We start from the raw sequence: 23,893 nt of genomic DNA, 5'->3' as shown, positions 1-23,893 counted from the left end.
ATAAAATAAGGAAAACACCTGTGAAATATCGATTTATAGAAGTACTAAATGAATTTTTAAATACGATGGGTCGTAGTGATTTAGTTAATTCTCAATTAGATTGCCATTCTAATATTCAATTAGAGATGAGCGATACCCCTCCAATTAATATTGATCTATCAACGGATGATATTATTATTTGGTGTCATTTAGCTGATTGTAATTATAGTCACTTAGAATCTGTCAGCTCATCATTATTAACCACATTATTAGAATATCCACCACGTAATTTTCAACCAGGACAACCTGCATTAAATATCGTTGATAATATTTATGTTCTTTCTGCTGTGTTAAAAGAATCCGCTATCAATAATATTCAACTTTTTTCTGATAGTTTTGACGAATTCTTTGAGCGTGCAAACGAACTTAGAACTCAGCTATCTTAATTAATCATGAAGCTATTTGATTCTTGCGCGCATCCGGCGCGCATTCATGGATGCCTAATTGAAGCGCCTTTAAGGGGCGTTTTTATTGGTGAGATTTGCTTTATTGAGCAATCTCTTGCACAACCGGAAATTATTGCTAAAGCACAGGTTGTCGGCTTTAAAGAAGGGCTAACAGTATTGAGCTTAATTGGTCGCGCCCAAGGCTTAACCCGAGAGGTGGTTATTCATCCGAGTGGCTATCCATTTGTATTTCAAGTTGGGGAGCACCTAGCTGGTAAAATCTTCAATGCTGCCGGAGAGCAGGTTGGCACATTAAGTGATGATGTTCCTGAAACCATGTTACTCAATACAAAATTACAGCGTATCGATAGCCCACCAGTCAGTGTGATACAACGACGCCCAGTTTCTGAGCCAATGTTAACCGGTGTTCGTGCCATTGATGGGCTTTTGACCTGCGGTTTAGGACAGCGTATTGGTATTTTTGCTGCTGCTGGTAGCGGTAAAACGTCATTGATGAACATGATTATTAATCATGCCCATGCAGATATCCATGTGGTAGCTTTGATTGGTGAGCGTGGTCGTGAAGTAATTGAATTTATTGAAGAACTACAAGCATCCCCTCATGCGGCTCAGACTATTTTGATCTACGCTACCTCTGATAGTCCGCCGATTGAACGTTGTAATGCGGCGCTATTGGCAACCACTATTGCTGAATATTTTCGCGATTGTGGGCGCAATGTTCTGTTGTATGTTGACTCGATGACGCGTTATGCGCGAGCGTTGCGAGATGTTGCGTTAGCTACCGGAGAATTACCCGCCAGACGTGGTTACCCCGCTTCTGTTTTTGAACAATTGCCAATGTTGCTAGAGCGTCCTGGGCGTTTAAAACACGGTTCAATTACGGCTTTTTATACGGTGTTGTTGGAAAGTGAAGAAGAGGCCGATCCTATTGGTGATGAAATTCGCTCTATTTTAGATGGGCATATTTATCTGAGCCATAAACTTGCAGGCCGCGGGCATTATCCCGCTATTGATGTTTTGCATAGTATTAGTCGTGTTTTCCAAAAAGTCACTACATCCGATCACCGTAATTATGCCGTTAATCTTCGTGACATGATTTCAAGGCTTGAGCAAATCCAAGTTTATCTTGAGTTAGGTGAATATCAACGTGGTGAAAGTGAAGAAAATGATAGGGCGTTGGATAATAAAGACGGAATTGAACGTTTTTTAAAACAAGCCATGGATGAGCCAATGCATTTTGATGAAATGCTAAATCAATTAAATATTTTGGCATCGTAATGATTAACAAGTTGCTTGCATTGACACAAAGGCGTCTTGAAAGAACGTTACAAGAGCAGTCTAAGTTGAATGCCTTGATAAAGGAATTACAACAGCAATGCATCAATATTCGCCAACGTATTTCGATTTTGGCCACTCAGACTACCTCTTATGAAAAATCAGAAGAATTAAATCGAATTGCATTTTGGGAACGACAAAGATTGAAAGCGGCAGTACTCGCTGAAATTGCTCAATTTGAGTTCAAAATAGAAACAATAACCTTGGAATTATCAAAACATAAATTATTGCAATCGCAAATTGCTAAGCGTGCATTCATGTTACGGAACAAGTGCGAGAAATTCCGAAATTATCTTAAGCAACAACGTACTGCTCGAAGGTTAAAATCAGAACTTCAGCAACAAAATGAAATTGAGGAGTTATTCGTACATGTCAGTAATAAAAACGAACCCGAGTGAAAAAATAGTTCATCGGGTAATGGAAGGGAATGCAACATCATCAAAGTTTGATAGTTCCACATTTAGTCATAAAAATCTTATAAAGAAAATAGTTGAAACTGCCGCCAATAAAAAAAGGACGGAATCTGTTTGTCATAAAAAGCAAAGTAGAAAAATAGAAGATTATATTACGCCAGCAGTCGCCCATTTACCTATTCAGGTGCTGCAAAATAATGGTATGCCGAAGGCATTTATAGCGCTAAAAGACAGTCCTTATACGGATATTAATACTAAAGCAGTAGGGCAAAGTAAGTTGCTAGAGGTTGATGGTTGCGAGTTACCGATAAACCAAGATTTACCTACTGAGGGTGAGTTACCGGTTAATACTGAACTAAAGGTTGCGCATAAATTAGTAATCGAGGATGAAATTCCTTTGGTTAACAGCATGATAGCTAATTTAGTCTTAATGGACGTGGTACCTTCGATAAAAAATCAGCTCTCAACCCATCATCGTACTCAGTTCGAAGAGCAAACGGTCGTATTGGATGCGGGTGTAGAGTTAAATACAACGAAGCCACTGGCTGCATTATTACCATCTAACCCAATGAAACTAGCTGATTTTCCTACGTTAGAATCACTAAGGGGTCAAGCCAAGGTTTTACCGTCTACCAAAAAAGTTGAATCGAAAATAGCGTTACAACCGGAAATTCAGTTAGAGAAGGGAATGAATTTATCGAGCCAAATGAGGCAGATGAATACTAACTCATTGAATGAGTTTAAAAATACCACGGTTCCTTTAGTAACAGACATGCCTCTTACAGCAGACCTTCCATTGAAGGCCCATGAGTTGGGTAACAAACCGTTAGGTGAACAGGGTATTGACGTAAGTTTTTCGGATGCCCAAAGTGAACAGTCGAGAGCGTTAACAACACCACAAAAAGGTACACATTCGTCTGATAATTCGCTGCTTGAACCCACAGGAGCCCGCATTAATTCTTTAGTTAATGAAGAGCAAAAATCGTCAACTTTATTTCAAGAGATTTCGACGGAAAAAACGGATTTGCAAAACCATATTGTGACATCCGTTATTAGTGAAATGGTCGCGCGACCGCAGACCTCAACTCAGGCTCAACAACCAAGCCCAATGGTCCATAGAACACCTGAATCTATGGAGTCTAATCCAGTATTTGATGCAAAAGAGCCTAAGGCGGAAGCGCGTAGCCTCACTTATACCTTTAAAAATTGGCAAGCTAGCCCATCAGTGACATTTGAACTTGCCTCTAAAGGAGAATTTCTTGGCTCAACGTATAGTCAAGAAGTGCATCAAGCGCTGAATGAAAATAAGCATTTATTCAATCATGAAAGCAACGTGCATATTCGACGTGAAGATGAACGTAATCAGCAACGTCATGATCAACAGCAGCAGCAACAAGAAGATTAGTCATGTTGAATATTCGTCGAATCAGTGCGCGTGAAAAACAAATTAGAGTTTGGCAGCAATGCTACTCGTTTAATACACAAATCAAACAATCGAAACGTGGGCAGCGTCATTTTCAATTATCAATGGTGAGTGAAACGCAAAAAATCACTGTATTTGTTGCAGTTGAAAGCTGGTGTCATCACCGCTGGCCTAAATTGACTCAGTATGCTTGGGAATTGTTAAGTATCAGCCAGTTATGTGAATTATTTACTTCTGAATATAGTAAGGGTACGTTTTTCTCCCATCAATTCCGTTGTGAATCTGTCGAGATAGTTGATGATGAACGCATCAACCAACCTTGGTTAGTTGTGAAGGAAGCTAGCCTTGGCGAGGTGTTATTACCAGAGCCAATTGAAGGCCTTGAAAAGATAAAACCGACCAATCAGTTAGTAAACAATTTGAAACTACAAGCTGATTGGATCTTGGGATATAGCTATATCAGCGTCAAACTTTTGCAAAAAATAGAATTACGCGATGTGCTGTGTGTTCAACAATTACAGTTAAATATGTCTGTGACAGGACGGCTGTTAGCCCAGTTTCAAAAGCAAGAAGAAGGATTATTTATGATCGAAGAATTGATGGTGCCAGAAGTTGAAGAAACATTTGTCGACTCTGAAGACGATGAAATACAAGAAGCCGTTCGTCCATTTGATGTCAACGAAATGAACGTCAAATTAACGTTTGTTTTGGGGCGCAGCGATATTACCGTCGATGAGCTTTCAAAAATGCAACCTGGTTATATTTATTCTATTGGTGAAAATAAAGAGCGTGAAGTTAAGGTGTATGCCAACAAGCAACTTATTGCAGAAGGTGAGCTTATTTATATTGGTGATAGTGACGAACTCGGTTTGGAAATAACTCATATCGTGAGTTTGGGTGATAAAAGAGTTTAATATGCCAACAATACCAGATGGAATTCCATTATTAGCGATTATCGCTTTTTCGACATTACTGCCGTTTATTATTGCGGCAGGAACCTGTTATTTAAAAATATCCATTGTATTGATTATGGTACGTAACGCGATGGGGGTTCAACAGGTTCCCTCAACGATGGTATTAAACGGTATTGCATTGTTGCTTTCTATTTTTGTGATGATGCCAGTATTGCAAGACGTGAATAATCATATGCGCCAAGAAAGTGTCGATTTTAGCAATGTCGAATCTATTGATAACTTTGTTGATAATGGTTTGGGTGGGTATAAAGCGTATTTAAAAAAATACTCAGATCCTCAATTAGTGACTTTTTTTGAATCGATACAACAAGGCCGAAGTGAAGCAGAAGTAAGTGCTGATGAGGCTGAAGCAACATTATTCTCTTTATTACCGGCCTATGCATTAAGCGAAATTAAATCGGCTTTTGAAATTGGTTTTTATATTTACTTACCGTTTGTTGTTATTGATTTAGTTATTTCCAGTATTTTATTAGCACTCGGAATGATGATGATGAGTCCCGTAACAATATCAATACCAGTTAAATTGATTCTGTTTGTTGCTATTGATGGTTGGTCGCTAATCTCTAAAGGTTTAGTTATGCAATATATTGAATTAGCGCAGCATTAAAGCGGAAAATACCATGGACCAGATAGTTTATTTAAGTAATAAAACGATGTTGTTGATTGTTGTATTATCCGCAATACCAGTCATAGTTGCTACCGCGGTAGGACTACTAGTGGGGTTATTACAAACGGTCACTCAGCTTCAAGAACAAACATTGCCTTTTGGCATAAAATTATTAGCTGTCTTTGGTTCACTTTTTATGATCTCAGGCTGGCTATCCGATAAGGTCATGAATTTTGCTTTAGAAACGTTGACTGCTGCGATCCCTGCAATCGGGTTATTCGGATGAATCAGGAAATGCTATCGCTAGTGTCATCACTTTATTTTATTTTTCAAGAAGGACTGATCAAAATAGCGCTAGCTTGGTTAAGAATTGCTCCGGTGATGTTTTTACTCCCTTTTTTGAGTAATAAATTACTTAATGGTGGGATCATTAAAAACTGTGTTGTCGCCTATATTGCGTTAGGTTTATGGCCTTTTTTTTCTTCTCGTGAAATTCAATGGGATGAAATCAGTTTAGTTGAAGTATTTATTTATGAAATTGCTATTGGGCTAGTATTAGCGTTGATATTGGCTTTGCCCTTTATGATAGCCAATGTTATTGGTGAATTAATTGATACGCAGCGCGGTGAAACTATCAGCAGTATCATTGACCCAGCAAGTGGAACAGAAGCCTCTGAACTCGCTGTGTTATTAAGTCACATTACATGTATGGTATTTTTGGCTCAGGATGGAATGTATCAGTTAGCCAATATATTTGCACAAAGTTACCAGTTATTACCTTTTGCTCAGGGATTTACGTCATTTACTAGCCTTCCTTTAGGTGAATGGTTAAATAAGATGGTTGTTAATGGCGTGATACTCACAGCGCCAATATTAGTGACGTTATTTATTACTGAGGTTGCTCTCGGGTTATATTCTCGTTTTTGCCCTCAATTAAATGCATTTTCATTATCATTAGCAATAAAATCAATAATCGCGTTTTGTGTGTTTTTACTTTATTTCCATAATGAAGTTCCGGATATATTAGTTAATATGATTTCGATTTCGCCACTGAATGATATTTTTCTTTCTTCTTAATTGTCACGAGTACAGATAGCTATGGCTGAAAAAACAGAGAAGCCTACCGATAAAAAAATTAAAGACTCAGCTAAAAAAGGACAAGGTTTTAAGAGTAAAGATAGTGTTGCTGCAATTGTATTAGTCGTCAGTGCATTTGTTATTGATGGAGTTTCCAGTTTATATGAACTTGGCGGACTGATGCGTAAAATATTTTTATCACCTACTGATATAAAAGTTGATGCATTAATTTGGCAGTTTTTTACTATATTTTTAAATATTGTGTTGCCAGTACTATTTGCTTGTTTTTTATCGGGTACTATTATTGCTTTATTGCAAAGTCGTTTTAGATTAGCCAGTGAAGCAATTAAACTGGATTTTACAAAGTTAAATCCAATTGCAGGGTTTAAGAAAATATTTTCGCTTAATTCTTTAAAGGAATTAATTAAGGCCATTTTGTATTTAATTGTCTTTATTATATCAACATTAGTCTTTTTTATTGTTTGGCGAAAAGATATTTTCATGCTTTATCGAACTATGATCAATGGCATGATTAGTCAATGGGTTAATCTCTGCGTTACTTTTATTATTGTTTTTCTTGCTGTCGCATTAATTATCATCCTTGTGGATGCCCTTGCGGAATTCTTTTTATATATTAAAAATTTAAAAATGGAAAAACAAGAGGTCAAAAAAGAATATAAAGATAATGAAGGTGATCCTCAGATTAAGAGTGCTCGTCGTGGTATGCACCAAGAAATATTATCTGAGGAGGTTAAATCAAACGTGCGTAACTCAACATTTGTTATGGCTAATCCAACACATATCGCTATGTTGATTTATTATGATCCTGATATAGCCCCTTTACCTTTTTTACTTTCAAAAAGTAAAGGGACACAAGCAAGAGCGATAATTAAATATGCAGAACAACAAGGCGTGCCTGTGGTTAGAGATATTATTCTGGCAAGGCAAGTTTGGCGCACATATAAGAAAGATAGCTTCATTGATGAAAATGGTTTGCAAGATATTATGCAAATAGTGTCTTGGCTAGTTCGTGTTGAATTAGTGAAAATGGGAATAGATGTGGATGAAGCATTGAATACATTAATTAAAAATGACTCTAATTCACAGAACTATTGAAGTGTAAATTAATCATTTATCGTTTAAATCGTTTTTTTAAAGAAATAAAAAATCAATTAACTATGATGCAAAGATAAAGTTTGCATCATGTATCACATGTAAAAATAAGGTGGGTATATGAATAACGCTAAAGCAGAAGATTTGCAAAGTACGGATATGGAAGTATTGCTTGATGATATTACAACTGCATTAATGGAAGGTGCAACTTATAAAGATATACATGGAATACCACAAAGCACGATGGATGGTATTTATGCTTATGCATATGAGTTCTATCAGCAAGGTAAATTAAAAGAAGCAGAAACATTTTTTCGATTTTTAAGTATTTATGATTTCTATAATACAGATTATGTGATGGGACTAGCTGCTGTCTATCAATTAACGAAGCGTTATGAGAAAGCCTCTGAATTATATGCGCTTGCTTTTGTATTAGCTAAAAATGATTACCGACCACTTTTTCATGCAGGGCAATGTAATCTGATGATGAAAAAAAGTAGTGCGGCAATTCATTGCTTTGAAAGTGTTTTAGAAAGTAGTACGGATACGGATTTACAAAAAAAGTCACAAGCTTATTTAACGACATTAGAAAAAAATTTAGAAAAGGTTGAGCCTAAATAGAGGGCTCGAATATAAAACAAAGGAATAATATGATTAATATTACCAATCCTAACAGTGAACGAATTGATAAAACTCATACTTTTCTACAAGGAAGCAACTCTATTGGGCTAGGAGAGGACAGTGTAAAAGCGGTCTTAGCCTGTGAGGAAGCTTGTAGTGATATGGTTTCAACAGAGCAAACGAAACGCCTCAGAGCGAAAAGTACACCAACGCTAGCAACGCCAAATATGGGCTTTAATGCGAGCGCTTCAGTTGTTGAGGCATTTGTTTCATTACGTCAAATTCTGAATAACAGTACGATTGAGGGGCTGCGTGACACATTGAAATTGCTTAATGCAGAATCTGAGTCTCGTAGTAAAAAAGGTAATGATTTACTGGATTCTTTTGCACAGACTACGGATGCGTTAAGTAATACAAAAATTGAGTTTGATGAGCTCACTAACCAGCTGAACGTTAAAAATTCTAACGTAGATTTTTTAAATGGCGAATATGACACGTTAATAAAGCAATCTGATGCTAATCAACAGAAGCTGCAAACACTTAATAATGCTTTAGGGGAAACTAAAGCTAAATTAAATACACTTTTGGCGCCGACAACATCTGATGAGAAAGCACAATTTACTCAGTTGACTCAACAAAAAAATCAACTAGAAGCTGATGTTAACTATCTTAATACCCAGCAGTTATCCCTTAAAACACAATGTAGTACTCTCCAGGCGAATATAGCAAATTGCCAAAAAGAAATAACAGTACTTGAGCATCAGTATAAAAAAGTGACTAATCAAGTCACCGAACTGGCAAAAACCGCGGATAGCCAACGTGAAACATTAAATCAATTTGTTGCAGAAAGCTCAAAGCCTATTGAGATTGATGGCGAAAAATGGGAAAGCACTCTGGCTTTACTTACGATGCTGACCGCATCACTAAAAAAAGCTATGAACGAAGACTCTATTCGCAATATGAAAGAGCAAGAAGAGGTGATGAATACAATTAGTAAAGCCTCTCGAAAAGATTCCGAAGCTAAAGCTAAAGAAGCAGAAGAAGCTCAGCGTAAAGCGGATGAAGCCAATAAGGCTGCTTCATGTGCGAGTAAAATTTTTAGCTATGTGATGTTAGCGGTGTCAGTCATTGCAACCGTTGCCACGTTTGGCGCTGCCGCTCCTTTAGCGATTGCGGTAGCAGCGATTGGTATTGCCATTTCAGTAGCCGATATTGTTCTTGAAGAGACCGGACAAAGTAGTTTGATGCAGATGTTGGCGACTGAAATTTCAAGTGTAGTTACTGATATGCTCATCACTTTTGGTGTACCAGAAGAAAAAGCGAAGCAGATTGGTAGTATTGTTGGAATGATTGTGGCAGCAATTGCATTTTTAGCACTCTCATTAGCATCGATGTCATCTTTTGTGAAAAATATCGTCAATGTTGCTACTAACGCAGTAAAAATGCTTGCTAAAAATGCAGGTACCTTATTGAAAAGCATTATCAAGTCGATGCCAAGTAGCTTAACGAATGCATTAGGAAATATTGCGAATGGGGCTGGGAAAGTAGGGAAATCGGCTGATGATATGGTGGTACTTACTAAATTTACCAAATTAGCCGACAGCATTGATGATTTACAGCAAGCGGTAAAAACTACCACGAAGGTAGCGCAAAAAGCTGATGACATGAAAGACATTGTGAAAGCGGCAGATAAGGTTGCTGACCAAGCTGACAATATCACTGATGCCACCAAAACGGCGGATAAAGCAATAAATTCGGTTAAAACACAAAGTGTAGCAGCCGCTCGCCTTGAAGTTGGTATGAAAGGAACCGGAGCGGTATTGACGGTTGCGAATACGGCAATCTCGGGGGGACTGAATTTACATGCAGCAGGCCAAATTCGTGATATGAAAGAAATATTTGCTGGCATGATGCTTAATATGGAAACCATTCAAGTCTTGGATGAGTTATTAAAAAATTTATTGAAGTCTATGTCGCAAACTTATGAACAATTAGAAGAAATGTTCAGTGGAATGCTCACGTCATTAAATCAATCAGGTCAAGCTAAAGCCAATATGCTGAAAACAGCCCGCTTTGCATAGCAAATATAGGAATTTATCAAATGAGTTTTAATATTCAATCAGAATTAAGTAAGCCAGTTTTATTTCCTAAGTCTGTTAGTTTTGGGGAAGTTTCTTCTACAGTTAACAGTAATGGGAAAGCAGCTCTGACTCAGTTGCCTCAAGGCGTGCAATTAATGGATGTGCATACCATGGCATTAGAGTCTGAGATGACCATGGATAAGCCATCATTAAAAATGTCTCAATTTTTAATTCAGGATGCTCAAAGTTTAGTAGATTTTAGCGCCTTAACTGACTCAGATAAACTAACCACATTGGATGATCTACATGCATTTCGAATGCTGACACCAGAAAATATCCAACAGGCAATTGTTAAGGTGTTAACAGAAGAAAAAAGCCCTATTGAGCAGTTGATTGGTGACGCACAGTTACCGGATGAAGCTGATTTAAAGCAGATGTCTCAAGCCATTCAGGTACTTATTGCAAGCAGTTTCTTCAAGGGCTCATCAGAGATAAATATTGAAGGGAATGAGGCAAAAAAAGGTCAAAAGCCTATTGATAGCGTAAAAAACGGTACTTTTATTGGCATTATTAGTAACGATTTGATGGTGGAGTTATCGAAAATTATCCGTAACGTGATGAAGGAAATTAATATTTCAGATCGCCGTATTAGTGCGGATTTTCTACAATTAAATGCCAAAATGGTACAAGCTTCCGCGGATTCAACTATTCGTGAGGGTAAAGAAACCTTTAAAGGGGCGATGATGGGCTTTTTTACTTCCCTAGCGATTACTGCCGCGGGGAGTGCTTTCCAAGCAAGAGGGCTACGTCAGCAACATCAATCGATTAAAAGTAACTTGGTACCAGGAAATCAAAATCTCAGCGGTGCTGGTAAGTTATCTGGGTTAAATGGAAAAGTAGGGAGCGATGCAACGAAGCCGAATGTGTTGAGTTTGACGGGAAAAGATGGTTCAACTGTGACGTTGAGTAATCAAGCTACGCAAAATCAAAAGAATCTTGCGAGTCAAAGAATTGACGAGGCAGGCAAACGTACAAAAGATTTAGGCATGTCACAACATGAGAAGCACGACCAAGTCATGAATAAATCTCGTGTGCAAATGGCAGTCGCTGAGCAAGCTTCTCGAATGTCAGATAATGCGGGTCAGTTGGCAACAGCGTCAAATCAAGTCAATGTGAAGTCGGCAGAAGCTGATAAAACAATTGAGCAATCAGTAGCGGATATTGCACGGTCAGTTTCGGGTGATAAAGATAAACAAATCGATAAGAGCCAAGACCTTGCCAAACAAATGCAAGAGCATTTACGTGAAATTCGCGAAAATGGCTTAAGAACGATGCAAAGTCTAGTCAGGGGTTAGGGAATGAATATTTCGGCCTCGATTAATTATAATAAATTGAATAATAATCAATTATTATCAATTCCTATTAATGTTGAACAAACAGACTTCCCCTTTAAAGGGGAGGTTATCTTTAATAATGCACTTGATCCTTATCAGAAGGCATTTGATGCATTTCAGCAAATGGGGTATCGAATTCCAGAGGAAAACGTTCAACCACAACCAATGAATAACTCGCTGGAAAATATACAACTCAAATCAAAAATGCAGGCGTACAAGTATAAGAGTGTTAATGATAACTACGAAGAGGTGAGAGGATTAGCCGCCAAAAGAGGAGTTGCTGATGGTCGACCTCATATTGCAGGAATAAGTGAAGTCATTGACAATATATATACGGATTACCAGCAAAAATACGGTGAGTTAGTTAAAGCATCGATGCAATATATGCAAGATATGAATACGATGGCTAGCAAGTTATCGCGTTATATGAAAGCGGGGGAAGATGGCAAAATCAATATAAGATTAGAAGCCACACTAGAGGATATGGATGAAATTGTTTCGAAATATTCAGGCACAAGTTTGGCCGAAAGGTCAACGCAAAAACTAGATCTCAGTATTGTAAATAAGGATAAAATCGCCGAACTAAAAGGAAAACTAAATGATAAAGAGAAAAAATTAGCCAAGGAGAAGATTAATGATAAGACTGGAGGATTATTGGGCTCGATTTTTAGCTCTATTTCCGGAAATATTAAAAAATTAGAGAAAGAAATTAGTGCACTGGAAAAGGAGATAGAAGATCTAAAAGGGTTCAAGGTTGTTAAAGAAGGTATAAGTATTGGCGAGTACTTTGGAAAATGGAAACCTGATTTTGATAATGCTAAGCCGCTAATGGAAATAAAAGGCACTGAGCAAGAGTATGCTTTCTGGGAAAAAAAACTACAGGGACAAGGATTTATTGTTAAGCGAATGAATGGAGCGTTACGTATATTTCCTGATTTAAAGCCAGTTAAGGAAATTTTCTATGCATTGAACCACTCTTCCCTTAAATGGGGTGATGAAGGAAGTGATATTTCACCCCAAGAATTTCAAAGTCTACAATCAATCGTTGATAGCCAAAAAGGTGCCATTAATAGCTCACAATCTCGTTTATTAGAAACTTTTAGACAAGATAATAGCCACTTTGGAACCTTAATCCAGTTACTTATCCAATTATATAAAGATTTACAGCAATATAATAATAGCTACGTCAATATGTAATAATTGAGTATTAATTTTCTCCGTAGAAAAAAGTTTTAGAATTTTTACTCTATATTAATAAATAAGGAGGGGGGATGATCATAAATAAAAGTATCACGACACCAACTGTAAATAATATATTATCTTTATCTAAAAAAAGTGATCAAACAAAATCATTTTTGGGTAATTTAAATTCAGTTAATAATTCAAGTCAGGAAACGCATTTTTCGGCCAATAAACAGAATATTGATAAAACATTTAATATTTCAGGTAAAAGTGAAGAATTGCATCTGAGTAACCAGAAGTTACAGGCTAATATAATTAAGTCGTTATTAAATGAAAAATACCCAGATATAAGCTTGGATATGATAATCAAAACTATGAATTTAGGGCATGGTGGAAATCTCCAAGGACAAAAATTACAGTATCAACCTGAAAATGCACTAATTAGTTTAACATTATTGACTCATGAGGAAATTAAGGGTTCAAAGGTATTAGCCTGCGCGGCAAAGCTTATTGAGCAAGTAAATAGCGGCGATAATGATAAAAATTTTAAGCAGGTACTTAAATCATCTCAAAAAGCCTTTGAAGTAGCGCTTTTTGATAATGTATTGGGTAAAAACAATATTGATGGGTTAATTCAGCGTTTTATAGATAAATATGTTCAACCTGCAATTAAAGAAAAATTAATGCCTTATTTATCTGAAAAAACCATCGAAGCATTACCGACAGATAAACTATTTGTTGGTTCTCTTCAGGAAACGAAAAAAGAGTTAATCATAGAAGCGAAAAACCAGCTGATAGGACATAAAGTTGATAAATCAGTTGATAGACTCTTACAGCTGCATAATATATTTTCGGTGCTGGAACAACAAATCGAAATTATGGGGCAGTTAAGTGTTTCTATAAATACGGAGAGCAATACTGAAAATCCTGTAGCAACAAATTCTGTGAAAAAAGCCAAACCTGAGGATATGGTTGATGGTGGCTCGGATCCTGTTATTGCGCCTAATGATCCAGCTCCTGCGTCTTCTAAATCAACCGTGAATAATTACGTTACTAATAATTATTTTATGGCAAAAGAATTGGTCGCAGTGAATAACGAAGGAATAAAAACGAGCCAGTCTGAAAATAGAAAAGTCGATAGCCATATACCTGAATCAGTACAAAAAAATAGTATTGAAGAGGATGAAAATAAGCCCAGCATGCCTCGGTTTAAAAGCACGTTAGAAATTCCTCAAGTCAATAATGAGCGAGTAGCAGTATCAACTGGAAAAGCATGGGAAAATACGATTTCTTCGGTAAAAGAATTGCACCAAAGCATTTTAGATAGTGCACGAGTTCCATCCGCAGAAGTTAGCCACATGTCATCAAAACCTGTTGACTCTAAGCTTAATTTCGATAATAGCGCCTTTTTCCCTAAATCAACGGTGTTAACGGGGCGTTTTGAAGCTGTTGAAACGACTGATAAAGTGACGGGTAAAACGAAGAAAACTTGGCAGACTAAAGCACCAGAAGCAAAGAGTGTTACATTATCGGGGCGTGGAGCGTTAACCCGTAATCAAGCAGAAAAAGAGCGCTATGTTGGTGGACCAATAGCATCAAGTACGGAAGGAATGGGAATTCCTAATAATACCAATACGTTTGGTACCCGTTTTAAATCAGTAGAGGTTGTTGATGAAACAACAGGGAAGACGAAAAAAAGTTGGCAACCAGTAGTATCTGAAACACAGCCTGTTACTTTAACTACTCAAGGTGCGTTGACACGTAATCAAGCAGAAAAAGACCGCTATGCTAATGGGCCTATTGCATCAGGTACCGAGAAAATGGGGATTCCAAATAATGCCAATGTGTTTGGTAACCGTTTTAAATCAGTAGATGTTGCCGATGAAGCGGCAGGTAAGGCGAAAAAAAGCTGGCAGTTAGCGGATAAAAAATCAAGTAAACCCGTAACGTTAACAGAAATGGGCGCGCTAACTCGCAACCAAGTTGAAAAAGAAATGTATAACGATAATGCCACCCATTTTGCGAAAGGTTGATCAGATGACTGTACAGAATATAGTTCAGCAACAATGGGTTGAAAACCAAATTAAGGAAATTCGCACTTATTCGGGGATCACGAAGCCTTTTACTATGGACTCAGCGCTGATAAGAGATTTACACATTGATTCTTTGGAGATGCTGGAATTAATTACCGCTATTGAGCAGTATACGGAAAAATCGATCAGTGATCATATATGGATGCAATGGTACCGTTTACAGGATATTGCCGATTACCTTTCAACGGTTTTTGAGCCAAAGAAATAGGTTTGATTATGAGGTCAGGATTTAATTAAGTTCTGACCTCATTTTTAATCATCTAAGTTTAACTTGTTTGTTTTTGTACTGTTCCGGAGGCAAGAACCCCTTTATGGAAACTTGCTTGTCTTGGCGAAATGCGTGCAACTGCCTCAGCAGAACAGGATGCATCGACTAACACAAAGCTCGCATCATCACCTTTAGTCGGCCAAACTTGCTGACCTTTATCATCGAGCGGCAATACATTTCCTGTGGCAATAGCTAAAGAGCGCGATAATGACAGTTCATCGGGACGAGTATAAAGCTGAGCATATAAATTAGCTTTTTCTAACATATCGCCTAATCCAAACGGTGACCAATGATCCACCACACTGTCAGTTCCGGTCATCACAAATACCCCATTTTGATTGAGCGTTTTTAACGGCATATGTAGCGTACCGATAGGCACTGTTGATGCAATGGTGATTTGTTGTTCCGCAAGCTGTTTTGCTATTTTCTCAGCTTGTTCTGGATTGAGCATGGCTAAGGCAAATGCGTGGCTGATGGTGACTTTGCCACGTAAACTGCGATTTTCATCAACAGTTTTAATCATATATTCAATTGCAGCAAGTCCAGCGGGACTGGTTTCATGTAGATGAATATCAACCCCTTTATTGTAATCCAGTGCAATTTGGAACATCGTATCGAGGGATTTTTCCATTGCGCCATCCACATTTGTGGGGTCTAAACCTCCGACGTAATGGGCGCCTGCTTGCATGGCTTCACGCATTAAAGGCTCTGATTTTGATAGCAATAATCCATGTTGTGGAAAGGCAACTATTTCGCAGGTTAAGTCTTGCTGACGATCAGCTAAGACTTGCTGTAAAACCTCTAAATTTTTTAAACCTGAAACTGGTTCAATATTGCAATGGCTACGGGCAATTGTTGATCCTTTGGATTGGATCAAGTTGATCAGCGCATTAGCGCGTTCTTTTGTATAGGGTTGAAGATCCGGCAACATTTTTTGCTCAAGGGCTATCATATCCATAATCGTTTTGCCTTCGCGGGACTCTGGTGCTTGCCAAGGGCCGCCGTAAAAGGTCTTATCAAGGTGGATATGCATGTCACGAAATGCGGGCAGTATTAACTTACCCTGAGCACTGTAGGCATTTAGTGCATTATTAGGATGCTGTTTGTTAGCTAAAACGGCGGCTATTTTGCCCTCGTTGATTTCAAGGGTATGAAGTGCAGTCTTAGTGCCAGTAACTGTTGAATCACGATAGTTAAAGCCCGTCTCAAGTAAGGCGTCATCAAGGTAATAATGTTTATCAGTAATACTTGAAATACCACTACGTTGTAAGGGCTGATGAGTTTGTGCCGAAGCCATTCCTGACATTGCACCAAATAAGGTACAAGCGGCCGCGACTTTCGCACTTGTTGAAAGGAACTCTCTTCTGCCTGATGGGAAATCTGCTTTCATAGAAACTCCTTATTAATATTATAAAACTTCACACTGATGAAGGTTTCAGCGAGTGTGAAGTTGGGGATCTTCTAACCTTGAATTATGTGCGTTCCGGTTTCGCCACGTAATGCTTCGGTGAGTTTTTCAGGTGTGGTGATGATGACGCGTTTACCGCCATTGGCAATAAATGACAGACTGGCTTCAATTTTAGGTAACATGCTGCCCGCCGGGAAATGGCCTTCTTCCATATAGCGTTGCATATCTGTTGTGCTGGTTTCGCCGAGCGCTTTTTGTTCCGGTTTTCCAAAGTGAATACACACTTTTTCAACACCCGTGGTGATAATCAAGATATCGGCATGCAGCTCTTTTGCCAGTAATGTGGTGGAGAGGTCTTTATCAATCACCGCATCAATACTTTTGTATCCGCCATTACCATTGCTGATAACCGGAATACCACCACCGCCAGCGGCAACGACAACAAAATCGTTTTCAGTGAGAGTCCGAATGGCTTTTGATTCAACAACATGTTTGGGTTCCGGAGACGCCACTACACGACGATAACCACGGCCAGAATCTTCAATAAAATGCCAATCTGGATTGGCTAGTTTTAACTCTTCGGCTTGCTGTTGTGTGAAAAATGCCCCAATCGGTTTAGTTGGCGCACTAAAATTAGGATCGTTTTTATCAACTTCCACTTGTGTGATAACGGTAACCGCTTGGCGGTTATGACGCTGTGTTAGTGCATTCGTCAGTGCTTGCTGGACTAAATAACCAATACCGCCTTGGGTATCTGCCACGCAATTGGCTAATGGGGTTAATGGTAACCCTTCAACGGTATGTGCAATTTCTGCACGACGCAAATCAAGCCCGACTTGAGGACCATTTCCATGGGTCAGAACAATGTTGTAATTGCCTTCAAGCATATCGCTAATATGGTGTGCGACTTCTTGTACGGCCTTTTCTTGAGCTTCGATAGACTGGCTGTTGTTATCTTTAATAATACTGTTGCCCCCGATGGCAACAACCACGAGTTCTTTCATTGTGATGTATCCTGAGATAATGTTTTTGAGAGCCGGTGGTTTTGACTCACCGACGCTCAGAGGTTGGGTTCGTTATGCGGATTTGCTGACTTTTTCAGCTTGTTGTTCTTCGACTGACTGACGGCTATCCATAAAATGTTTGATAACAAACAAAGCTGCCATCATGAGGTAAGCGTACACAAACATCAAGGTTGGGCCTGTCGCAATGCCAACTGCTGGTGAATGGATGATACCGAAGAATACCAGTATCGCACCGACAGCTGCTGCAATCGCACCACGCAATGGTTGATTGAGGATAGCAAAGATAGCAATACAGCCCCACAACATACTAGCCAATGGTGCACCATTACCTAAGTGAACAAGACCTTGGTAGTAAACGCCTTTGTGCAATAGTGTTTCAATACCTATGGCGTTTGCTGATGTGCCTGCCGCACCCATTACACTATTAACCATCGTCAGTGCCCAGTTAGCAATCCACGGGAACAGACAGATAAAGATAACCGGCACTTCTATTTTCGGTGTTTCCCTCACCACTTGGTTGGCGGTAACCACACCGATGAAGACCAGTATTGGAACAATTGCCGTCATTGGAATGATGGCTAGCATGAATGCGCCTAAACCAAACAGCGGTACGATAAACATCGTGATACCAGATGCTAGCGTGTAACCAACACTTGCACCCATGGCTTTCCAGCCAGCGTGACCTACGTAAACGGTTACTGGGAATGGGTTACCCATAAAACAACCCACTGTTGATGATAAACCGTTTGCCAACATAACTTTACGGGTATTATATTCATCACCAGCCGCATGCGCACTTTCGATATTTTCAAGGTCAAAAATGTAGTTCGCAAGTCCTAATGGCACCGCAGACGCTAAATAAGGTAAAGCATGTGGCAAACCTTGGAAGAAGCTATCAATGTGGATGCCTGGTGGGTTGAAACCAAAAGACGCCATTGAGGTTTTAATCGCTTCAGGGCTCTGTAAACCGGAGATCCACGCAAGTGCAGTACCCGCAATTAACAGTAATAAACCCGTTGGAATGCGAGCGAAAATAGGTTTTTTACCGAACCAGTTAATGAAGATTAACAGTAAAACAATGAATGAAACCGTTGGCGCTTCGAACGCTTGCAACATTGGGTTCATCGCCAATAACAGTAATCCAAGTCCAGACAGACAAGATAACAGTACGGTACGTGGGATCATCTTACGGATAGCTTCACCGAGGAATGAACCACCAACTAAAATCATCGCCTCAACAAAACACCAAACGAGAGCGATTTGAATGGCAAACTCTGCATTTTGTGTTGTTTGATATACAGGCATGATGACTAAGAAAGTCACGGTAAAGATTGATGGCGCGCTTGGCCCTGACGGTAAAGCTGTGACATCGTTACGACCTGTTTGCTTGATCATTTGCTGACCGAAGTAAGCATAACTGATACTGGCAAGTAAAACGGTAAAACCGAACGCTGGTGCAATACGTCCATAAACAATTTCAGTTGGGATGCCTACGACAAAAACGAGCAAGCCCATCATGGTGAGTAGGTTGGTGAGGTTGTTGGTCATTAGCCCGAAGTAGGCTGCTAAGTCCCCGCGTTTCCATTTGATCTTTAGTATACTCATTTTAAGTATTCCCCTGTATACCCGTCATACTTTGAGCCACAGCTGTGTTGGCTGCTCTTAGCTACCCAAGTCACATACTTGTGTATGTTCCTTGGGATATCTTCGCTTGCCGCCTTGCTGCAACTCAAATTATTTAGGGTATACACCTATAGAGGTGCATATCATGATACTCAAAGTTGCAGTTTATCTGTGTAGCTAAATACTCAGGGTATTTGTCGTTTTATTTTTATTACCCGACTTTAGTCGGGCGTTATTTTTTATTACTGGAAACTAAGCGTATTTCTGGGCGTAAGCTAGCATTGCTTGTTCAAAACACTCAAACGGAGGATGAACAATACCCGCACCAATCATGCCAATACCGGCATCTTTATGAGCAATTGCTGTATTGATGACCGGAAGGATGCCGCTGGCAGCCACTTTGGTGATATCAATTGCAGTTGGAATGCCCATAAAGCCAAGCAATGGAATAGTAACGTTCGGGTTTTCACCTAAAGTGATTTCACGCATTTGGCGAGAAAAATCAACGGCTTCATCAACAGTTCCACCGACAAGTGCCACAATGGCAGGTGCGGTTGCCATCGCAAATCCACCAATACCATAGGTTTCGGTGATTGCAGAATCACCGATATCTAAGCCTGAATCTTCTGGCTTATAACCGGCAAACATTGGGCCGATAACTTGTTGAGATGGGCCAATAAACCAATGTCCTGGTAAGCCACTGATACGTAGACCAAACTCATAACCATTACGTGCCATAGTGGTGACGACTGTGCTGTATTCGATACCGTGAGCTGCATCCATAGAGGCTTTACACATTGCCATCCAAGTTGGGCCTGAGAAATAATCACTGCTAGCCACGAAATCAAACACTTCTTTTTGCTGGGCAACTGAGAAATTAGTTTGGATAATGCCGGTTGTCAGTGCTTGGATTAATAGTGTGGTGCCCGCATTGTTACGGTTATGGCACTCATCGCCCATATGCAGGGCTTGAGCCAACATTAAACGCAGGTCAATTTCACCAACGAATGTCATTGCATCGCGCAGCATTGGGCCTAATACATCACGCATCCAATTTAAACGGTCAATAACGCTTTGATCGTTAGCACCCATGCGCAGAATTTTTGCCATCTGCTCACTAAGGTTGGTAAACGCACGGTTACCGTAAGTTTTGTTTTCGACAATATGCATGAACATTGATGCTGATGTCACACCAGCCATGGAGCCCACGCAGTCATGTTCGTGACAAGGAGAGAAAATAATCTCATCTGATGCGGCAACACGTTCGGCATCAACTAAATCTTTGGCTAAGCCTTCAAAAACTAATGCACCCGTTACTGCGCCTTTCATCGCGCCACACATATCTTTCCAAGCGACCGGAGGGCCGGCGTGTAAAATAGTATTTTTAGTCATTCCCGGAACGACGTTAATTGCTTGGTCATAACCGATAAGGACCGGCTGGGATTGAATAATGCGCTCAAGAGCTTGGGCGTTAGCGGCAGCAATTTTCTCTTGTAGCGATGCATTGCTTTCGATTTTATCTAATGCGCGAATAACCTCGATATTACCTTGACCTGGTGGCGTCCAGCTTAAGTGAGTGACTGGAATATGCTGCTTTTTCAGGTCGTCGCTGAACATTTCGATGCCAACGTTAATCACATTTAATGGTTGCTTAAATAATGAAGTCATTATGCTTTCTCTCCTTTCCAGACAAACTCGCGTCCTAATAAACCGGTATTGGTGCTGCTGCTTGCCCAAATCACGTCGGCATCTGTCAGCATTTTGACTTGTGCATCCATTGCTGGTGTATCTTGGTCAGTACCCAGTACATAACCTAAAATAATCAGTTCACGGCCATCTTGTTTAGCAATATTTTTCGCTTCTTTGATTGCATCAATCATAACGCCGACAGGATCTTCGTGAGAACCAAAGCCCAAGACAAAGTCCATCATGATGACACCAACTTCAGGATCACGAGCTTCTTGTAATAAACGACCAATACGGTTGGTTGGGTCGATCATTGGGTGTGGTTTACCGTTGGTAAAATCATCATCCCCAAAATCTAGGAAGGTGTGAGCGATACTTTTATTGACATCTTTTAGGCGATACTCAAGGTTTGGTTGAATATTGCTGTAGACGTCATCATATTTTTCGAGGGCAGCAAACATCGCTTCATCGCACAGAGTGCCACCACAAAATAGACCGCGGATATATTTTTGTTCAGCGGTTAATTTGGTGCGGACTTCTTCAATTAATGGCCAGTTGAGTGAATGTAAGTTTAAATCTTCTTTTTTGAGACCCGCGAGTAACACTGTTTTCAGCGCAGCTTCTTTGGTGCTCTTTGCAAATGTAAGACCTGGTTTGTCTTCTGGCAACGGTTGGCTGCCTAGGAAGCACACTACTACAGGTTTATGACATTTTTCTGCCTGCTCTAATACTTTCTTCGCTACGGCGGGTGCTGGTGGCTTAGAAATTAAGGCAATAACTTGAGTTTCTTCATCGGCATCTAACATCTTGAGGGCATCGATCATCATAATGCCGCCAATTTTTTCGCTTAGGTCGCGCCCACCGGTACCAATGAGTTGTGAAACACCTGCACCGAATTCATGAATGCGTACGCTGAGTTCTTGGCTGCCGGTACCAGAGGCACCGATAATACCAATGTTGCCGCGGCGCACACTGTTACCAAAGCACAGTGCAGTACCGTTGATGATAGCCGTGCCACAGTCAGGCCCCATCATTAAGAGTCCTTTACTGCTTGCCATTGTTTTTAACGCTAATTCGTCTTCAATGGATACGTTGTCAGAAAATAACATCACATTGAGGTCATTTTCTAAAGCAATACGCGCTTCACGGGCGGCAAATTGACCATTAACTGAAATAATCGCTAAATTACTATCAGGGATATGTGTTTTGGCTGAATTGAGGGTGGCGTATTTAGCTTCGTGAGAACCGCCGCCTTGATTCTTTTTATTAAATAAATCTTCAATGCCAATTAAGATCTCTTCGTTGGCTTCATCGCTTGAACCTTTAATGACAATCATTAAATCGCCATTTTTGGCTTCTTCTAACTCAGTGGTTAATAAGCCTAAATTTCTTAAGACGCCTTTATTCATCTCTGTTGCCATTGCCACAAATGCTTGCTCAACATTAGGAAGTTGATTTGCTTTAGTGGAAATGGACATCAGTGATACAGAATCAAAATAGGTATTCTTTTTTATGACAACTTTAGTTGACATAGCTTTCTCCGAAATAATGAGTGAGATACAAAGCATCTCGAATGCCAAATAGCATGTCGCTGCCTGAACTGGACCCGATATTTAAAATGTCTAAAAACTGTGAATAAATATTTGTTTCGTTCGCATCAACTAATGATTGAATTAATTGATGCATATTTTCGCGATATTCATGGTTTAGGGCTTTTTCTAGGGTAATGGCGCTAATGGGTGTTGTTCTTTCATTGCTTTGCATGATTCCCTGATGAAATTCAGGATAAAATGTACGAGCAGGATGTTTTTCTAAGAGCAAAAATGCCATTAACCCAACGAGATAATCATCTCCAGACGGCGTAAGCCCGATACCTAATCCAACAAACTGGCTAATGACATTAGCCAAACCATGGCGTTGTTTTGCCTTGAGTAAACTAATTAAATTGCTACGTAATTGATTTAATTTTTCTGTGGATGCTACATAAAATAAATTATCGCCTTGATAATTAAATAGAGAGCTTCGAGCTTCACTTAAAATTAAATCTAATCTATTTATTTGCTTTAATAAAAATGACTGATAATTTCTCTGGTTTATTTTCTCATAAATAAAATTAATAACCGGTTGTTGCCATAATTTACATAATGAAAAAGACAATGAATAATGTTCACCAATGCATATTTCATTATTTAACAAATAAAAATTGTCCTCATTCTTAATGTTTAAAAGAGAAAAATCGTTATTTAATAATCGACAACTATTTGGTGCATTATCTAATTGAGTACTTAGCAAAGTAAAAAGATGATTATCAATAGAAACATTAATGGCTTTATTAAAGACTTGTTCTACTTTGCCTGAAAGCTGCGGCTGATTGAGAAGATTTAAAAAATGAATATCAGCCGTTAGCCCGTATAATATTTGCCGATGAGATGTGGCGTTATTCACAAGTCTCCTTATCAGCGTATGTCTCGAGTATCGCTCAGTGCTTATGCACCAGCCGCAACGAGAAGTGCTGCAATTTCGGTATAGCCTTTTTCTTTTGCCAACTCTAATGGTTTTTTACCATATTTATCAGTCATGTGAGGGTTAGCACCATGCTCTAATAGCAACTTAACGATTTGTTGTTGTTTGTCGCCACCGTCATTGAGTACGATAGCTTCCAGTAACGGTGTCCAACCAACAAAGTTAGTGTGGTTAACATTCATTTCTGTTTTTTCGAGTAACTCACGAACGATTTCTACGTGGCCTTTTTCACTTGCAGGTGTAATACCTACGCCACCAAAGCGAGTTAATAAATCCAAATTAGGATTTGCAGGTAAAACCAAACGTAATAGCGTTAAATCGTTATTTAAGCAGCTAAGTAGGAAAGGGTTAAAACAAGTTTGATCTTGTTTATCAATATCAGCACCTGCGTTAATTAGCAGTGAAACACATTCATAATGTTTGTTTAGGCTGGCATTTATGATTGCGGTGCGGCCTTGACGATTTGTCACATTAATATCAATACCGTTATCAAGGCATTTTTTTAATATATCTAATTGGCCTTGTTCCGCTGCGGTTAGAAATTCTTGAACCAGTGTGCTGGAAGTCATAACGCTCTCCTGATAACTAAAATTGATAAATA

The 23,893-nt window shown here is 39.2% G+C and carries 22 protein-coding genes; 15 read left to right on the top strand and 7 right to left on the bottom strand.

Going from position 1 to position 23,893, the window contains the following annotated elements:
* Positions 1-20: 20 nt before the first annotated feature.
* The 15 genes from AAZR93_RS15750 to AAZR93_RS15680 all read left to right on the top strand — a co-directional run bounded on the left by AAZR93_RS15750 (position 21) and on the right by AAZR93_RS15680 (position 14,967).
* The gene (locus AAZR93_RS15750) at positions 21-425 is read left to right on the top strand and encodes a type III secretion system protein (RefSeq protein ID WP_294107047.1); all 405 of its coding nucleotides are present in this window, start codon (positions 21-23) and stop codon (positions 423-425) included.
* Positions 426-431: 6 nt separating this feature from the next.
* Positions 432-1,724 (top strand): type III secretion system ATPase SctN, encoded by a 1,293-nt coding sequence (gene sctN, locus AAZR93_RS15745; RefSeq protein WP_434720355.1) that lies wholly within the window; start codon positions 432-434, stop codon positions 1,722-1,724.
* On the top strand, positions 1,724-2,179 hold the full coding sequence (locus tag AAZR93_RS15740; protein WP_336430649.1) for a hypothetical protein: 456 nt from the start codon (positions 1,724-1,726) through the stop codon (positions 2,177-2,179). The genes sctN and AAZR93_RS15740 overlap by 1 nt, the downstream gene beginning before the upstream one ends.
* Entirely contained in the window at positions 2,151-3,599 is a 1,449-nt protein-coding gene (locus AAZR93_RS15735) for a SpaN/EivJ family type III secretion system needle length determinant (RefSeq protein ID WP_434720354.1), read from the top strand. Before AAZR93_RS15740 ends, AAZR93_RS15735 begins: the two co-directional genes overlap by 29 nt.
* A gap of 2 nt (positions 3,600-3,601) precedes the next feature.
* On the top strand, positions 3,602-4,531 hold the full coding sequence (locus AAZR93_RS15730; RefSeq protein WP_434720353.1) for a FliM/FliN family flagellar motor switch protein: 930 nt from the start codon (positions 3,602-3,604) through the stop codon (positions 4,529-4,531).
* A gap of 10 nt (positions 4,532-4,541) precedes the next feature.
* Entirely contained in the window at positions 4,542-5,198 is a 657-nt protein-coding gene (locus AAZR93_RS15725) for an EscR/YscR/HrcR family type III secretion system export apparatus protein (RefSeq protein WP_434720428.1), read from the top strand.
* Positions 5,199-5,211: 13 nt separating this feature from the next.
* Positions 5,212-5,484, top strand: a complete 273-nt coding sequence (gene sctS / locus AAZR93_RS15720; protein WP_336430653.1) for a type III secretion system export apparatus subunit SctS — start codon at positions 5,212-5,214, stop codon at positions 5,482-5,484.
* A complete protein-coding gene (gene sctT, locus AAZR93_RS15715) occupies positions 5,481-6,275 on the top strand; it encodes a type III secretion system export apparatus subunit SctT (protein ID WP_294107053.1) in 795 nt (264 codons plus the stop codon). Before sctS ends, sctT begins: the two co-directional genes overlap by 4 nt.
* A 21-nt stretch (positions 6,276-6,296) precedes the next feature.
* Positions 6,297-7,391: an EscU/YscU/HrcU family type III secretion system export apparatus switch protein gene (locus AAZR93_RS15710; RefSeq protein WP_434720352.1), complete on the top strand. Its 1,095-nt coding sequence runs from the start codon at positions 6,297-6,299 to the stop codon at positions 7,389-7,391.
* A gap of 117 nt (positions 7,392-7,508) precedes the next feature.
* A complete protein-coding gene (gene sicA / locus AAZR93_RS15705; RefSeq protein ID WP_434720351.1) occupies positions 7,509-8,009 on the top strand; it encodes a type III secretion system translocator chaperone SicA in 501 nt (166 codons plus the stop codon).
* A gap of 29 nt (positions 8,010-8,038) precedes the next feature.
* The gene (gene sctE, locus AAZR93_RS15700; protein ID WP_434720350.1) at positions 8,039-10,090 is read left to right on the top strand and encodes a type III secretion system translocon subunit SctE; all 2,052 of its coding nucleotides are present in this window, start codon (positions 8,039-8,041) and stop codon (positions 10,088-10,090) included.
* 20 nt (positions 10,091-10,110) lie between these two features.
* Entirely contained in the window at positions 10,111-11,445 is a 1,335-nt protein-coding gene (locus AAZR93_RS15695) for a type III secretion target, IpaC/SipC family protein (RefSeq protein ID WP_434720349.1), read from the top strand.
* A 3-nt stretch (positions 11,446-11,448) separates the two neighbouring features.
* A complete protein-coding gene (locus tag AAZR93_RS15690) occupies positions 11,449-12,681 on the top strand; it encodes a hypothetical protein (protein WP_434720348.1) in 1,233 nt (410 codons plus the stop codon).
* A 74-nt stretch (positions 12,682-12,755) separates the two neighbouring features.
* The gene (locus tag AAZR93_RS15685) at positions 12,756-14,699 is read left to right on the top strand and encodes a hypothetical protein (protein ID WP_434720347.1); all 1,944 of its coding nucleotides are present in this window, start codon (positions 12,756-12,758) and stop codon (positions 14,697-14,699) included.
* A 4-nt stretch (positions 14,700-14,703) separates the two neighbouring features.
* Positions 14,704-14,967 (top strand): acyl carrier protein, encoded by a 264-nt coding sequence (locus tag AAZR93_RS15680; protein WP_434720346.1) that lies wholly within the window; start codon positions 14,704-14,706, stop codon positions 14,965-14,967.
* 58 nt (positions 14,968-15,025) lie between these two features.
* On the opposite strand, the gene AAZR93_RS15675 is transcribed toward AAZR93_RS15680, so the two are convergent.
* The 7 genes from AAZR93_RS15675 to AAZR93_RS15645 all read right to left on the bottom strand — a co-directional run bounded on the left by AAZR93_RS15675 (position 15,026) and on the right by AAZR93_RS15645 (position 23,861).
* The gene (locus tag AAZR93_RS15675) at positions 15,026-16,417 is read right to left on the bottom strand and encodes an amidohydrolase family protein (RefSeq protein ID WP_434720345.1); all 1,392 of its coding nucleotides are present in this window, start codon (positions 16,415-16,417) and stop codon (positions 15,026-15,028) included.
* 71 nt (positions 16,418-16,488) lie between these two features.
* Positions 16,489-17,439, bottom strand: coding sequence for a carbamate kinase family protein (locus AAZR93_RS15670; RefSeq protein ID WP_434720344.1), 951 nt, complete (start codon positions 17,437-17,439; stop codon positions 16,489-16,491).
* A 72-nt stretch (positions 17,440-17,511) separates the two neighbouring features.
* A complete protein-coding gene (locus tag AAZR93_RS15665; protein ID WP_434720343.1) occupies positions 17,512-19,065 on the bottom strand; it encodes a xanthine permease in 1,554 nt (517 codons plus the stop codon).
* Between the two features lie 270 nt (positions 19,066-19,335).
* The gene (locus AAZR93_RS15660; protein ID WP_434720342.1) at positions 19,336-20,751 is read right to left on the bottom strand and encodes an oxamate carbamoyltransferase subunit AllG family protein; all 1,416 of its coding nucleotides are present in this window, start codon (positions 20,749-20,751) and stop codon (positions 19,336-19,338) included.
* Positions 20,751-22,301 (bottom strand): acyl-CoA synthetase FdrA, encoded by a 1,551-nt coding sequence (gene fdrA, locus AAZR93_RS15655; RefSeq protein WP_434720341.1) that lies wholly within the window; start codon positions 22,299-22,301, stop codon positions 20,751-20,753. The genes AAZR93_RS15660 and fdrA overlap by 1 nt, the downstream gene beginning before the upstream one ends.
* On the bottom strand, positions 22,291-23,214 hold the full coding sequence (locus tag AAZR93_RS15650; RefSeq protein ID WP_434720340.1) for a DUF2877 domain-containing protein: 924 nt from the start codon (positions 23,212-23,214) through the stop codon (positions 22,291-22,293). Before AAZR93_RS15650 ends, fdrA begins: the two co-directional genes overlap by 11 nt.
* Positions 23,215-23,255: 41 nt before the next feature.
* Positions 23,256-23,861 carry an ankyrin repeat domain-containing protein gene (locus tag AAZR93_RS15645; protein WP_294107064.1) on the bottom strand — a complete coding sequence of 202 codons (606 nt, stop codon included), beginning with the start codon at positions 23,859-23,861 and terminating at the stop codon, positions 23,256-23,258.
* Positions 23,862-23,893 lie beyond the last annotated feature (32 nt).

Origin of the sequence: Providencia sp. Je.9.19, assembly GCF_051129765.1 — a bacterium.
Lineage (GTDB): Bacteria > Pseudomonadota > Gammaproteobacteria > Enterobacterales > Enterobacteriaceae > Providencia.
Note: the sequence above shows the minus strand (reverse complement) of the source record. Positions and strands in the feature narration are given on the sequence as shown.